The organism is Roseiarcus fermentans (assembly GCF_003315135.1).
In the GTDB taxonomy this organism is placed as follows: Bacteria; Pseudomonadota; Alphaproteobacteria; order Rhizobiales; family Beijerinckiaceae; genus Roseiarcus; species Roseiarcus fermentans.
On the sequence record NZ_QNRK01000024.1, the window covers coordinates 1 to 13,137 of the forward strand.

Consider the following 13,137-nt stretch of genomic DNA (forward strand, 5'->3'; position numbering starts at 1 on the left):
ATGCCCGCCTCCCGCGAATCATGGCCCTTCTATCTATCACGCTGTTTCCGCTTCAGGAATCCCCAACCATCGAGTCAATCACGCGGAAACCGTATTACAGAGTGACGGACCTCCCAAGCCGCCGTCATCGCGAGGAGCGAAGCGACGTGGCGATCCAGGGGGGCAGGGCCAAGGTCTGGCGGAGTCGGGCAGCGCCGCTCCTCCGGCAGTTGCAAAGTGACGCAATACCCAAGCCGCCGTCAAGTCTGCCGTATGCGCCGCGCGTCGCCGAGCTGCAACGTCGGCGCACGCGGCCCCTGGATCGCCGCGTCGCCCTTCGGGCTCCTCGCGAGGACGGCGGGAAGCGTCGATCAAAGTGACAAAGTGACAGGTTCGGGCGCCCAAGTCCCTGAAGGGATGCTGCGCCTGCCAGAACTGCGCGCGGAGCCGGCGACGGCCGACGGCGTCCTTGCCCGCGACCCGCTGGGCGACCGGCAGACCCTAGCCGCCTCCAAAAGCTCCGTGGCGGCCTTCGCCGCCCGCGAAACGCGCCGGGCCTTCGGCCGCCTCGCCGCTGGCGAGGGTGGCGAGACCGCGCTCCGCCTCGTAGGCAACGGCCGCCTCGGCGTCGAGATCCCATTGTGCGATCGCCGAGAGGCGGTCGTTGCGCATCGCGTTCTGCGGAAAGGCGCTGAGGCTGCGGGCGAGCGCGACCGCGCGCGCCAGCGCCGCGCCGTCTTCGGTCACCTCGTTGACGAGGCCGATGCGGCGCCCCTCCTCGGCGTCGACCGGACGGCCGGTGAGAATGAGCTCCATCGCCCGGCCGTGCCCGACGATGCGCGGCAGGCGGATCGTGCCGAGGTCGATGAGCGGCACGCCGAAGCGGCGGTTGAAGACGCCGAAGGTCGCCGATCGGCCGGCGATTCTGAGGTCGCACCAGAGGGCGAGCTCCAGGCCGCCCGCCACCGCCGGACCCTCGATCGCGGCGATCGCCGGCTTCGTCAGGGTCAGCCGCGTCGGCCCCATCGGACCGAAGTCGCCGTCCTTCAGGAACCGGCCCGGCTCTCCGGCCGCGAGCGCCTTGAGGTCGGCGCCGGCGCAGAAGGCCGCGCCCGCGCCGGTCAGAACCGCGACGTCGGCGTCCGGATCGGCGTCGAACCGCTTGAAGGCGTCGTACAGCGCCCGCGCGGTCGCAAGATCGACCGCGTTGCGTCTTTCCGGCCGTTCGATGGTCACGATCGTCACGCGCCCCTCGGCGCGAACGGAAACCGGGGTCGTCATCGTCTCTTCCCTCGCATCGTCGCCGGATTGGTTTAGCGCGGAACCGATCGGCCGATAAGTCGGGCGACCGCGACCGCGCGCCGCGCTTGACCCTCCGCCCGCGGTCGGGCAAGGCAGGCTCGAACGATGAACGGCTCCGCATGACCATCCCCCCGCCGTCGCCGGCCGCCGACGAAGAGCCGGGAGGGTTTCTCGTCACCCTCGCGCACCGTCCCCGCCTGCTCGCCGGGGCGGCCATCATGATTGCGACCTATTTCGTCCTCCTGTTCGCGCCGCTCGTCATGCGGGAGTCGACCCGGCTTCTGATCGCGTGGAACGCCGGGTCATGGGCCTATCTCTTGCTGATCGCGCAGATGATGCGCCGGCCGACCGCCGATCCGCGCGTGGAAGCCCGCCCGGAAGACGAGAACCAATGGGTGCTCGTGGTCCTCGGCGTGACGGCGAGCTGCGCCGCGCTCGCGGCGATCGTCTGGGACCTCGGCCCGGTCAAGACCATGGACGGCTTCGGCAAGGCGGAGCATGTCGCGCTCGTCGTGACAAGCCTGCTCAGCGCCTGGACCTACATTCAGGTGCTGTTCGCCATCCATTATGCCGGCGTCTTCTTCGCCGCGGTCGCCGGCGGCCGCCCGGGCGGGCTCGACTTTCCCGGCAAGCCGGACCCCGAATGGACCGAGTTCGTCTACCAGGCCTTCACGGTCGGCTGCACCTTCGCCAGTTCCGACACCAGCGTCACCTCGACCCGGATGCGGCGCATCTGCGTCATCCAGGGCGTCGTCGCCTTCTTCTTCAACACCATCATCGTCGCCCTCGCCATCAACATCGCGGCCGGGTTCTTCTGAACGCGCGCCGCCGACCGGACCGAATCCCCATGACCGAATCCCCTGTTTCGAACCGCGTGCGGCCTGCGCTGCCGCGCGGCCTCGTCGACCGCACCCCCGCCGACATCGCCGCGGCCGAGGCGATGATGGCGACGATCCGCAGCGTCTACGCCCTCTACGGCTTCGAGGCGGTCGAGACGCCGTTCATCGAATACACCGAGGCCCTGGGAAAATTCCTGCCCGACCAGGACCGGCCGAACGAGGGCGTGTTCTCGTTCAAGGACGACGACGAGCAATGGCTGTCGCTGCGCTACGACCTCACCGCGCCGCTCGCCCGTTACGTCGCCGAGCATTTCGACAGGCTGCCGAAACCCTATCGCAGCTATCGGGCTGGCTGGGTGTTCCGCAACGAGAAGCCCGGCCCGGGCCGCTACCGCCAGTTCATGCAGTTCGACGCCGACACCGTCGGCGCGGCCAGCGTCGCCGCCGACGCGGAGATCTGCATGATGGCGGCCGACGTGCTGGAGGCGCTGGGGATCAAACGCGGCGACTACGTCGTCAAGGTCAACAACCGAAAGGTGCTCGACGGCGTGATGGAGGCGATCGGCCTCGGCGGCTCGGAAAACGCCGGCCGCCGCCTCACCGTTCTGCGGGCGATCGACAAGCTCGACCGGCTGGGCCCCGAGGGCGTGCGCGCGCTGCTCGGATCCGGCCGCAAGGACGAGAGCGGCGATTTCACCAAGGGCGCGGGACTCGAGGCCGACGCGATCGACCGGGTGCTCGCCTACACCGCGGCGCGCGCTGAAGACAATCGCGCCACGGTCGCCGCGCTCGCGCCTGCGGTCGCCGGCTCCACCGTCGGCGAGCAGGGGCTGCGGGAACTCGCCGAGATCGTCGGCCTGGTCGAGGCGGGCGGGGCGGCGGACCGGGTGATCGTCGACCCTTCCGTCGTCCGCGGCCTCGAATATTACACCGGCCCCGTCTTCGAGGCCGAGCTGACCTTCGCGGTCAGGGACGAGGCCGGGCGGCCGGTGCGCTTCGGCTCGGTCGGCGGCGGCGGGCGCTACGACGGGCTGGTGGCGCGCTTCCGCGAGGAGCCGGTGCCGGCGACCGGCTTTTCCGTCGGCGTCTCGCGGCTGCTCGCGGCGCTGCGCGCCATCGACAGCCCGATCGTCCGGGCGGCGGCGACCGCGGGCCCGGTCGTGGTGCTGGCGCTCGACCGGGACGAAGCCGCGATGGCGAGCGTCCAGCGCCTCGTCGCCCGGCTGCGGGGGGCGGGAATCGCAGCCGAACTGTACCTCGGGCAGGCGGGCATGAACGCCCAGCTCAAATACGCCGACCGGCGGCGCGCCCGGGTCGCCGTCATCCAGGGCTCGAACGAGCGCGAGGCGCCGGGCGGAGCGCAGGTGACGATCCGCGACCTGAAGCTCGGCGCGGAGCTCGCCAAGGGCACGAAGGACCGCGCCGACTATCTGGAGCTGCGCCAGCAGGCACAGTTTTCGGCGCGGGAGGCGGAGCTGGTGGAGCGGGTGCGGGAGGTGCTCGCGCGCCCCTGATTTCCGCCGCGGCGGCGCCCGGTCAGCCGGCCTCCGCCTTCGGCTCGAACGGGCAGATCGCCTTCAGCACGCAAACGGGGCAGGCGGGCTTGCGCGCCTTGCAGACGTAGCGGCCGTGCAGGATCAGCCAATGGTGGGCGTGCGGCAGGAAGCGGTCGGGGACGACCGTCATCAGCCCGTCCTCGACCTCGCGCGGCGTCTTGCCCGGCGCGATGCCGAGCCGGTTGGCGACGCGGAAGACGTGGGTGTCGACCGCGAGCGTATGCTCGCCGAAGGCGATGTTGAGCACCACGTTGGCGGTCTTGCGCCCGACGCCGGGAAGGGCCTCGAGCGCCGCGCGGTCGCGCGGAACCTCGCCGCCGTGCTGCTCCACGAGCGCTTTCGACAGCGCGATCACGTGCCGCGCCTTCGAGCGGTAGAGCCCGATCGTCCGGATCCGCTCGGCCAGACCCTCCTCGCCCAGCGCCGCCATCCTGGCGGGCGTGTCGGCGACCGCGAACAGCGGTTTGGTCGCCCGGTTCACGCCCGAATCCGTCGCCTGCGCCGACAGCACCACCGCCACCAGCAACGTGAACGGGTTGACCGACTCGAGTTCGCCTTTGGGCGTCGGGTTGGCGGCGGCCAGCCGCTCGAAAACCGCCTCCGCGAGCGCCTTGCGCTTGCTGAGGGAAAGTCTTGCCGCCATGGAGCCTCGCTGTCCTCGACCGTCGGGCGCCGGCGGCGAGCCCGGTCGGGCGCGTCTTGCTTTGGGCTCGGTCGGCACGCAATATGCGCGAACAGGCCGTTGTCAGAAAGTCGGGCGGGCTGTGGTTCGCGAGATTTCTGGGAGGATACGAATGCGACAGTTCAATCGCGTGGCTCGCGCCGGCGCGCTGTGCGCGGCGCTCGCCGCGGGCGCGGCGCAGGCGGCGCCCGACAAGGTGGTGATCGGCGACATCGACGACATGTCAGGGCCTTACGGCGACGTGATCGGCGCCGGCGGCGTCGAGGCGATCCGGATGGCGATCGCCGACTTCGGCGGCAGCGTGCTCGGCAAGCCGATCGACGTCCTGACCGCCGACCACCAGAACAAGCCCGACATCGGCCAGCAGAAGTTTCGCGAGTGGGCGGACACTCAGGGCATGACCATGACCCTCGGGGGCTCGAACACCGGCGTCAGTCTCGCCATGTCCGCGGCCGCCAAGGAGAAGAAGATCCCGTTCTTCGCCATCGGCGCGGCGGGCGCGCAGCTCACCGGCAAGGCCTGCAACCCCTATACGATCCACTACGGCTACGACACCAAGGCGCTCGCCAACGGCACCGCCAAGACCATCGTCGCCGAGGGGGGAAAAAGCTGGTTCTTCATCACCGCCGACTACGCCTTCGGCAAGCAGCTCGAGGCGGACGCCTCGGATATCGTAAAGGCGGGCGGCGGCAGCGTCGTCGGCGACGTGCGCGTGCCGCTCGGCACCTCCGACTTCTCCTCGTATCTGTTGCAGGCGCAGGGGTCGGGCGCGCAGGTGCTCGGGCTCTCCAACGCCGGCGCGGACTTCTCCAACTCGCTCAAGGCGGCCTCGGAATTCGGCCTGACGAAGAGCATGAAGCCCGCGGCGCTGCTCGTCTTCCTGACCGACATCCGCTCCGTCGGCCTCGAGACCGCGCAGGGGCTGATCCTGACCGACGGCTGGTACTGGGATCTCGACGACCGCACCCGCGCCTTCGCCAAGCGGTTCTACGACAAGGTCAAACGGGAGCCGACCATGCCGCAGGCCGCCTTCTATTCGGCGACCCTGACCTATCTGTCCGCGGTCAAGGCGGCCGGCACGACCGACGGCGACAAGGTGATGGACGAACTGCACAAGATGACGATCAACGACGCGTTCACCCAGAACGGGACCATCCGCCCGGACGGGCTCTTGCTGCACGACATGTACATCATGCAGGTCAAGACGCCGGCCGAGTCGAAGGGCGAGTGGGACTATTACAAGCTCGTCAAGACGATGACCGGCGAGGAGGCCTACGGCAAGCTGTCCGACTCCGCCTGCCCGCTGGTGCAGAAGTAGGGCTCCCGACCGGCGGGTGACGACCTTCGCGCCCGCCGGCCCTGTTCGCCGCCAAGGATACGAAGCCGCCTTCGTGGTCCCCTGTGACCCCTGGTGGTTCGAGAAAGCTCCGCCTGCAGGGCGATCAGCCGAGCGCCACCCGGTAGGCCGCCTGCGTCTTCGCCGCGATTTCTTCCAGCGTCACGCCCGGCGCCGTCTCGATCAGCGCCATGCCGCGATAGCCGTGTCTTGTCGATCGTGAACACGCCGAGGTCGGTGATCACGAGGTCGGCGACCTCGGCGGTGTTCGCGGCGCAGCGCCACGCAGTCGCTTCAGCAAATCGTCAATTCGTTGTTTCAGCGCCGGCAGATCGCTCTTGACCGTTCGCCAGACAACATCGACGTCTACGTCAAAGTACTCATGGATCATCTTGTTGCGCATGCCGCGCATTTCGATCCACGGCAACTCAGGGTGAGCCGCCACGAATTGCGGCGCGTGTTGCTGAATTTGGCGGGCGGCTTCGCCGATGATCTCCATGTTGCGGATCACGGCGTCCTGATCGCGCTGACTCTGCCGAAAGGCGCTCACACCGCCAAGCCGGTCGATATAGTCGGTGGCTCGCTGAATGGCCTGCGCAATGTGGTTCAAATACTCTTCGACGCGCTCGGGGTGCTTCATAGCGGTTCGGCACGTTTCAGCACGCGATCCCTGAACGTCTCGGGCAAGAACCCCGGCGTCAAAACCGATACCCGAACGCCGAGCAACGCTTGCGCGGCATGTTCCAGCCTGGCGAGCGTGAACAAGGTTGTCTCGTCCGTCGCCTCCACGAGGAGATCGAGATCGCTGTCGTCAGTATCCGCGCCGGTCAACACGGAGCCATACACACGCGGGCGCCTCACCCCGTAGCCCAGGAGAAGCTGGCGCAGTTCAGCGCGATGCGCATCAAGGGCTGCGGATGGTTTCATGGTTGGAGACTAACATAAACGGGGCGCGAACCCGAGCGGCGGATCCGGGTCGCAATGCCGTTCGTTATAAACGCCTGAGCGGGGCAGCCAGTTTCGGACCCGAGCCGCTGTTGCGGCTCGGAGTCTCCGCCCTTCTTTGGCGGAATCGTCGTTGACCCCGCTTGACAGCGCGCTCAGCGACGCGCCCTACAGCGCCACCCGGTAGGCCGCCTGGGTCTTCGCCGCGATCTCCTCGAGCGTCACGCCCGGCGCCGTCTCGATCAGCGCCATGCCGCGATAGCCGTGCTTGTCGATCGTGAACACGCCGAGGTCGGTGATGACGAGGTCGACGACCTTGGCCCCGGTCAGCGGCAGTTCGCAATGATGCAGCAGCTTCGGCCCGTCCTTGGACGTGTGCTCCATCACCACGACGATCTTCTTGACGCCGGCGACGAGGTCCATCGCGCCGCCCATGCCCTTGACCATTTTTCCGGGGATCATCCAGTTGGCGAGATCGCCGGTCTCGGAGACCTGCATGGCGCCCAGAATCGCGAGGTCGATGTGGCCGCCGCGGATCATCGCGAACGAGTCGGCGCTGGAGAAGAAGCTCGTCGTCGGCAGTTCGGTCACGGTCTGCTTGCCGGCGTTGATGAGGTCGGCGTCCTCCTCCCCCTCGTAGGGGAAGGGGCCCATGCCGAGCATGCCGTTCTCGCTCTGCAGCGCGACCGTCATGCCCTCGGGGATGTAGTTCGACACCAGCGTCGGGATGCCGATGCCGAGATTGACGTAGAAACCGTCCTTGAGTTCCTTGGCGGCGCGGGCCGCCATCTGTTCGCGAGTCCAGGCCATGTCGGCGCTCCTTGAGTTCAGGCCGCGTCGCGCTTGCGCACGGTGCGCTGCTCGATGTGCTTCTTGGCGCCGGGGACATGCACGATGCGATGCACGAACACGCCGGGCGTCATGATGTCGTCCGGGTCGATCTCGCCGGGCTGGACCAGATGCTCGACCTCGGCGACGGTGATCTTGCCCGCGGTGGCCATGTTCGGATTGAAATTGCGCGCCGTCTTCCGGTAGACGAGATTGCCCTCGGTGTCGCCCTTCCAGGCGTGCACCAGCGACACCTCGGCGGTGAGGCCGAACTCCATGACATAGGCTTCGTTGTTGAAGTCGCGGATTTCCTTGCCCTCGGCGACGATCGTGCCGACGCCGGTCTTGGTGAAGAAGGCGGGAATGCCGGCGCCGCCGGCGCGGATCCGCTCGGCCAGCGTGCCCTGCGGGTTGAACTCGAGTTCGAGCCTGCCCGAGAGGTAGAGATTGGCGAAGGTCTTGTTCTCGCCGACGTAGCTCGAGATCATCTTGCGGATCTGGCCGCTCTCGAGCAGGACGCCGAGGCCGACGCCGTCGACGCCGCAATTGTTGGAGACGACGGTCAGGTCCTTGACGCCGGTCTTGCACAGGGCCTCGATCAGCGTCTCCGGGATGCCGCACAGGCCGAAGCCGCCGGACATGATCGTCATGCCGTCCTTGACGATGCCCGCGAGCGCCGCGTCGGCGGTGGCGTAGACTTTTCTCACCGGATGACCCTCCCCAAAAAGCCCGTCATCCCTAAACCGGCGGCGCGCGGCCGGCAAGACGGGCTTTCGGATGGGGCGACTTGGGTCGACGCCCGAACCGCCCCGCTTCCGCCATCCACCCGGCCACGATCATCCCCAGGAGCACGGCCAGCCCGAAGAAGCCCGAGGCCAGCGACGTCGAGCGGGCGCCGATCAGTTCGCTCGAACCTGTCCGCTTGATCCCGATATAGCCGCCTCCCGCGTAAAAGGGCGCGGGGTTGAGGCCGACGATGCGCGGAACGTTCGCGTCGTCCGCCTTGGTCTCCGAGAGCCGGCGCGCCGAGCCCCCGGTCGCCTCGGCGAGCGGCCTCAGCTTCTCGGTCGTCGAGACGACGTCGCGCATCTCGAGCGGGTTCTCGGGGCCGACGTTGACGAGCGCGACATGCTCGCCGTCCTCGGCGCGGTAAAGCCCGAAACGGTCGACGGTGGTCTGCGCGCGGCTGAGGCCCGGGGCGACGGCGGCGAAGGCGAGTGGGGTCCTCGTTCCGTCCGGCCCGATGAGGACCGTCTCCCGCGCCTCCCCGCTGACGCTCTGCCGCTCGACGGTGATCGCGCGGCCGTGGGCGCTCGCGCGCAGCGCCTCCTCCTCGAGCTCCGGTTCCTTCATCAGCCAGTGCGCCAGGCGGCGAAGGAGGTCGAGATAGGGGCCGCCGCCGTCGTAGCCGCGCGCCCAGAGCCAGATCTGGTCGCTGAGCAGCAGCGCGACCCGGCCCTTGTCGACGCGCGACAACACGAGCAGCGGCCGGTTGTCCGGCCCCGTCATCACCGTCTGCCCGTCGGTGGCCTTCGCCCCCACGAGCCGGAACCACCGGCCGAGCGTCGGCGGGTCCCCGGTCCCGTCGGGGCCGACGAGGCCGCGGGTGACCGGGTGACGAAGGCCGAGTTCGGCAGCCTGCGGCCGGAACGGCGCCTCGAGGTCCTCGCCCGTCGGCTCGGCCGGCGTGATGGCGCCGAGCGGCGAATAGTAGAGCCCGTCCGGGGTCGAATATTCGGGACCCTCCGCCATCAGGAGCGCGCCGCCGCGGCGGACGTAGTCCGCGATGTTCTCGAGGTAAGCGTAAGGCAGGATCGACTGCTGCGCGTAGCGGTCGAAAATGATCAGGTCGAAGTCCTTGATCTTGCGCCCGAACAGATCCGCGACCGGGAAGGCGATCAGCGACAGCTCGTTGATCGGCACCCCGTCGCCGCCCTTTTCCGGCGGACGCAGGATGGTGAAATGCACGAGGTCGACGTTGGCGTCCGACTTCAGGAGATTGCGCCACATGCGCTCGCCCGGATGCGGCTTGCCCGAGACGAGCAGCACGCGCAGCTTGTCGCGCACGCCGTCGATGTCGACCACCGCCCGATCGCCCTCGGTCGTCAGCTCGCCGGGGACCGGGGCGATCTCGAGCTCGACCACATTCCGGCCGGCGTGCTCGATCGGCGTCTTCACCTCGATGCGCTCGCCGACCGCGGCGTCGATCGTGGCGATCGTTTCGCCGTCACGGCGCACAGTGAGCCTGACCGGCTCGCCCTGGCTCGCGCTGTCGAGGACGCGCGCGGCGATCGTTTGATCCTTGCCGACGATGCCGTAACGCGGCGCCTCGATCAGCTCGATCCGGCGCTGCCGCTCGCCTTCGTGGCCGGTGATCAGGGCGTGCAGCGGCGCGTTGAACCCGAGCGCCGAAGCGGCTCCGGGGATGTCGTGGACGTCGCCGTCGGTGATCAGGATCGCGCCGCCCACGCGGTCGGGCGGCGCGTCGGCGAGGGCGCCGCGGAGCGCCGCGAACAGCCGCGTCCCCTCGGTGTCGGATTCCGCGCGCGAGGTCTCGACGACGCGCAGGTCGACGTCGCCCAGAGCCTTGAGGCGCGCTTCGACCTCGTCGCGCGCCTGGTCGGTCTGGCGCGGGCGATCGCCGAGCTGCTGGCTTTCCGAGCGGTCGACCACGACCGCCACGATGTCCTTCAGCGGCCGGCGGTTCTCCTGAACCAGATTGGGATCGGCGAGGCCGACGAGGGCGAGCGCGAAGGCGGCGGCCCTCAGCCAGGCTCCCGGCGCCCGCCGCCAGACGAGCGCCGCCGCGATCGCGAGCGCCGCCGCGGCCAGGCCATAGAGGAGCCAGAGGGGGACGAGCGGGGCGAAGTCGATCGACCAGGACGTCACCGCGTCAGCCTTTCGATGATGTCCTTGGCGTGAACCTGGTCGGCCTTGTAGTTCCCGGTGAGGGTGTACATGACAATGTTGACGCCGCTGCGGAAGGCCAGCTCGCGCTGCCGGGCGCCGCCGGGAACGAGCGGATAGAGCGCGCGCCCATCGGCGTCCGTCGCCCAGCCGCCGGCGAGATCGTCCGATACGATGATGATCGGCGACACGCTGTCGCCTGCGCGCACCGGCCTCGGCGCCCGGTCGTTCGGGTCGGGCGACGGCAGCGCCTCGACCCAGGTCTGGCCGATCGCGGTCCGGCCGACGATGCGGTCGAGCAGATAGAACGTCTTGGTCAGCACGTGATCGCGGGGGGCGGGTTCGAGCTGCGGCACGTCGACGCCGTCGAGCAGCGCGCGCAGCCACAGAGCCTCCGGCGTCGGCGGACCGCCCGGACTGGCGACGAGCGCGTCGCGGGTGTCGAACACGACCGTGCCGCCGTTCTTCATGTAGGCCGCCAGGCGCGCCCGGGCCCCAGGGGCCGGTTGGGGCCGCCCGGCCACGATCGGCCAGTAGAGCACCGGATAGAAGGCCAGTTCGTCGCGCGCCGGTTCGACCGCGACGGGGTCGGCGAGTTCGGCCGAGGTGCGGTTCGACAGCACGCGGGTCAGCGCGGCGAGCCCGAGTCGGGAGGTCTCGTCGACGGTCGGATCGCCGGTCGTGACGTAGGCGAGCCGGGTCGACAGCGCCGCGTCCATGTCCCGGGCGCTGACGGCCGTGTCCGCGGCCCGGGCGGCGTCCGGATGAGTCGCGGCGCCGAGCGCGGCGGCGACGATCATCGCCGCGAACGCGCCGCGCCCGCGCAGCCGCGCGCCCGCCCCGATCCACTGCGAGAGAAGCGCATCGACCATCAGTCCGACGAGGGCGATCGGCAGCAGCCAGGCGCGCAGGTCGACCGGCGGCGCCGAATCGAGCGCGTCCAGGCGCACCGCGAGCGGGCCGTAATCGGCGCGCGCCAGCGTCTGCCCAGCGGCGAGAGCGTTGACCGCGCGCAAGGATTCCGGCGCGCCGTACAGGCCGGGCGGGTGGGCGGCGTCGCCGACGCCGGCGAAATCGGCGGCGATCGGCTCGGCCACGGAGGGCGGAACGCCGAGCGCGCCGAACCCGTTCAGCGTCCGCCACGGCGGAAGGCTCGCCGCGCGCGCGCGCCCGCCCGCGGCGTCCGCCGCGCCGCTGGACGAATCGGCCTCGGCCACGACCCGACGCAGCAGGTCGACGAACAGGCCCGACAGCGGCAGGTTCGACCAGGTCGTGTCGGCCGTGACGTGAAAGAGCACGATCAGGCCCTTGCCGCGGCGCGCCGCGGTGACGAGCGGCGTGCCGTCGGCGAGGCGCGCCCAGGTCTTGTCGGCGAGGCCCTCCTCCGGCTCCGCCAGCACCTGCCGCGACACCGTCACCTCGTCGGGGACGGGCAGGCCGAAGAACGGGCTCGTCTTCTCGAACGGCGCCACATGTCTGGGCGCATCCCACGACAGCGCGCCGCCGAGCGTCCGGCCGCCGCGCCGGAGCGCGGTCGGGGTGAAGTCGTCGTCGCCCGCCGCGAGCCGGGCGCCGGCGAAGCGGACGAGCACGCCGCCGTCGTCGAGAAACCGCTGCACCGCGTCGCGCTCGGGCCCCGGCGCGATGCTCATGTCGGCGATGGCGAGGACCGAGGGCTTTTCCGCCAGCAGCGACACGATCGGATCGCTCGCCGAATCCCGCCACTCGCTGACGTCGGCGAACAGCTCGAGCGCGCGCCTGAGATAGTAGCCCGGCGCGATCAGCGGTTGCGCCGCGTCGGCGCTCGTCCCCGTCGCGATCGCGACCCGGCGTCGCCGCGAGCGATCGTCGATCAGCCAGGTCGCGCCGGCGGAGCGATCGCCGTCGATCACGAGACTCTGGACCTGGTTGCGCAGTTCGACCGGCAGGTCGAAGCGGACCTCGGCTGCGGCGCCGGCGGCGAAGTCGAACGGCGCGCGCCCGATCTCCCGTCCCTGCGCGTCGAGCGCGCGCGCGACCCCGCGCGCCGGCGCGCCCGGGTCAGACCGGACGAGCCGCGCCGCGAGCGTGCCCGCCTCGTTGTCGGCGCCTGCGACGGCGCGCGCGCCGGACCCGTCGGTCACGACCTCGGCCGACCGGGCGAGCCCCGCGAGGCGGGACGCGAACGCGCCGGCGCCCCCGAGTTCGACGCCGTCGGCGATCCACAGCACGTCCGTCCCCGGCCGCGCGGCGAGGTACGGCTCGATCGCCGGCAGCGCCGCCGCCCGCGACGAAGCGTAGGGGGTCGGCGCGAGCGAGCGCAGCCGCCCCTCGATCTCCCCCGCATCGAGCGGCGCGATCGCCCGGCCGGTCTCCGAGAACGCCTTGAGGGCGACCGCGCGCCCGGCCCTCGCGGCCGCGCTCATCTGTCGCTCGGCGAACGCGATCCGCTTCTCGAATGTCGGCGCCGCCGGCCAGCCGTCGTCGATCAGGACCAGGAGCGGCCCCGATCCCGCCGGCCCGGCGAGCGCGCGCCACAGCGGTTGCGCCATCGCCACGATGACGAGCGCCGCGATCGCCAGCCGCAAGAGGAGGATCGGCCAGGGCGTCCTCGCCGGCTCGGTCTCGTTGGTCGACAGCCCGAGAAGCAGCCGCAGCGGCGGAAAGCTCACGCGCCGCGGCGCAGGCGGGGTTACGCGCAGGAGGTAGTAGAGCGCGCCGAGGCCGGCCAGGACGACCAGGACGGCGGGCGCGCCGAACGCGAGCGGGAGACCGAGCATGGCG

At 70.3% G+C, this 13,137-nt stretch carries 11 protein-coding genes and 1 pseudogene; 3 read left to right on the forward strand and 9 right to left on the reverse strand.

The features are described from left to right. Nucleotides 1-480: 480 nt before the first annotated feature. Nucleotides 481-1,260 carry a crotonase/enoyl-CoA hydratase family protein gene (locus DFR50_RS19855; RefSeq protein ID WP_113891008.1) on the reverse strand — a complete coding sequence of 260 codons (780 nt, stop codon included), beginning with the start codon at nt 1,258-1,260 and terminating at the stop codon, nt 481-483. Between the two features lie 140 nt (nt 1,261-1,400). On the opposite strand from DFR50_RS19855, the gene DFR50_RS19860 reads away from it, so the two are divergent. Then, nucleotides 1,401-2,099: a DUF1345 domain-containing protein gene (locus DFR50_RS19860; RefSeq protein ID WP_113891009.1), complete on the forward strand. Its 699-nt coding sequence runs from the start codon at nt 1,401-1,403 to the stop codon at nt 2,097-2,099. Between the two features lie 29 nt (nt 2,100-2,128). Continuing rightward, nucleotides 2,129-3,634: a histidine--tRNA ligase gene (gene hisS, locus DFR50_RS19865; RefSeq protein WP_113891010.1), complete on the forward strand. Its 1,506-nt coding sequence runs from the start codon at nt 2,129-2,131 to the stop codon at nt 3,632-3,634. 22 nt (nt 3,635-3,656) lie between these two features. Here hisS and nth read toward each other — a convergent pair whose 3' ends face one another. After that, entirely contained in the window at nt 3,657-4,319 is a 663-nt protein-coding gene (gene nth / locus DFR50_RS19870; protein ID WP_113891011.1) for an endonuclease III, read from the reverse strand. A gap of 151 nt (nt 4,320-4,470) precedes the next feature. Between nth and DFR50_RS19875 the strand changes: the two genes are divergently transcribed. After that, nucleotides 4,471-5,676 (forward strand): ABC transporter substrate-binding protein, encoded by a 1,206-nt coding sequence (locus DFR50_RS19875; RefSeq protein WP_113891012.1) that lies wholly within the window; start codon nt 4,471-4,473, stop codon nt 5,674-5,676. Between the two features lie 124 nt (nt 5,677-5,800). Here the strand turns inward: DFR50_RS19875 and DFR50_RS33110 are convergent. The 7 genes and pseudogenes from DFR50_RS33110 to DFR50_RS19910 form a co-directional block, all read right to left on the reverse strand. Further along, nucleotides 5,801-5,951, reverse strand: a pseudogene (locus DFR50_RS33110) (succinyl-CoA--3-ketoacid-CoA transferase); the annotation flags it as partial. Further along, entirely contained in the window at nt 5,936-6,334 is a 399-nt protein-coding gene (locus DFR50_RS19885) for a HepT-like ribonuclease domain-containing protein (RefSeq protein WP_113891013.1), read from the reverse strand. The gene DFR50_RS19885 and the pseudogene DFR50_RS33110, both read right to left, overlap by 16 nt. Beyond that, nucleotides 6,331-6,621 carry a nucleotidyltransferase family protein gene (locus DFR50_RS19890; RefSeq protein WP_113891014.1) on the reverse strand — a complete coding sequence of 97 codons (291 nt, stop codon included), beginning with the start codon at nt 6,619-6,621 and terminating at the stop codon, nt 6,331-6,333. The genes DFR50_RS19885 and DFR50_RS19890 overlap by 4 nt, the downstream gene beginning before the upstream one ends. A gap of 186 nt (nt 6,622-6,807) precedes the next feature. Beyond that, nucleotides 6,808-7,449, reverse strand: a complete 642-nt coding sequence (locus DFR50_RS19895; RefSeq protein WP_113891015.1) for a CoA transferase subunit B — start codon at nt 7,447-7,449, stop codon at nt 6,808-6,810. 17 nt (nt 7,450-7,466) lie between these two features. Continuing rightward, nucleotides 7,467-8,174, reverse strand: coding sequence for a CoA transferase subunit A (locus DFR50_RS19900; RefSeq protein WP_113891016.1), 708 nt, complete (start codon nt 8,172-8,174; stop codon nt 7,467-7,469). 31 nt (nt 8,175-8,205) lie between these two features. Continuing rightward, entirely contained in the window at nt 8,206-10,356 is a 2,151-nt protein-coding gene (locus DFR50_RS19905; protein ID WP_113891017.1) for a hypothetical protein, read from the reverse strand. Then, a complete protein-coding gene (locus DFR50_RS19910) occupies nt 10,353-13,133 on the reverse strand; it encodes a DUF4159 domain-containing protein (protein ID WP_113891018.1) in 2,781 nt (926 codons plus the stop codon). The genes DFR50_RS19905 and DFR50_RS19910 overlap by 4 nt, the downstream gene beginning before the upstream one ends. Between the last annotated feature and the right edge of the window lie 4 nt (nt 13,134-13,137).

What these genes read in the sequence shown, in the direction of transcription:
- DFR50_RS19855 (WP_113891008.1), bottom strand. Translation starts at nt 1,260, where the DNA reads ATGACGACCCCGGTTTCCGTTCGCGCCGAGGGGCGCGTGACGATCGTG.
- DFR50_RS19885 (WP_113891013.1), bottom strand. Translation starts at nt 6,334, where the DNA reads ATGAAGCACCCCGAGCGCGTCGAAGAGTATTTGAACCACATTGCGCAG.
- hisS (WP_113891010.1), top strand. Translation starts at nt 2,129, where the DNA reads ATGACCGAATCCCCTGTTTCGAACCGCGTGCGGCCTGCGCTGCCGCGC.
- DFR50_RS19860 (WP_113891009.1), top strand. Translation starts at nt 1,401, where the DNA reads ATGACCATCCCCCCGCCGTCGCCGGCCGCCGACGAAGAGCCGGGAGGG.
- DFR50_RS19910 (WP_113891018.1), bottom strand. Translation starts at nt 13,133, where the DNA reads ATGCTCGGTCTCCCGCTCGCGTTCGGCGCGCCCGCCGTCCTGGTCGTC.
- nth (WP_113891011.1), bottom strand. Translation starts at nt 4,319, where the DNA reads ATGGCGGCAAGACTTTCCCTCAGCAAGCGCAAGGCGCTCGCGGAGGCG.
- DFR50_RS19875 (WP_113891012.1), top strand. Translation starts at nt 4,471, where the DNA reads ATGCGACAGTTCAATCGCGTGGCTCGCGCCGGCGCGCTGTGCGCGGCG.
- DFR50_RS19890 (WP_113891014.1), bottom strand. Translation starts at nt 6,621, where the DNA reads ATGAAACCATCCGCAGCCCTTGATGCGCATCGCGCTGAACTGCGCCAG.
- DFR50_RS19895 (WP_113891015.1), bottom strand. Translation starts at nt 7,449, where the DNA reads ATGGCCTGGACTCGCGAACAGATGGCGGCCCGCGCCGCCAAGGAACTC.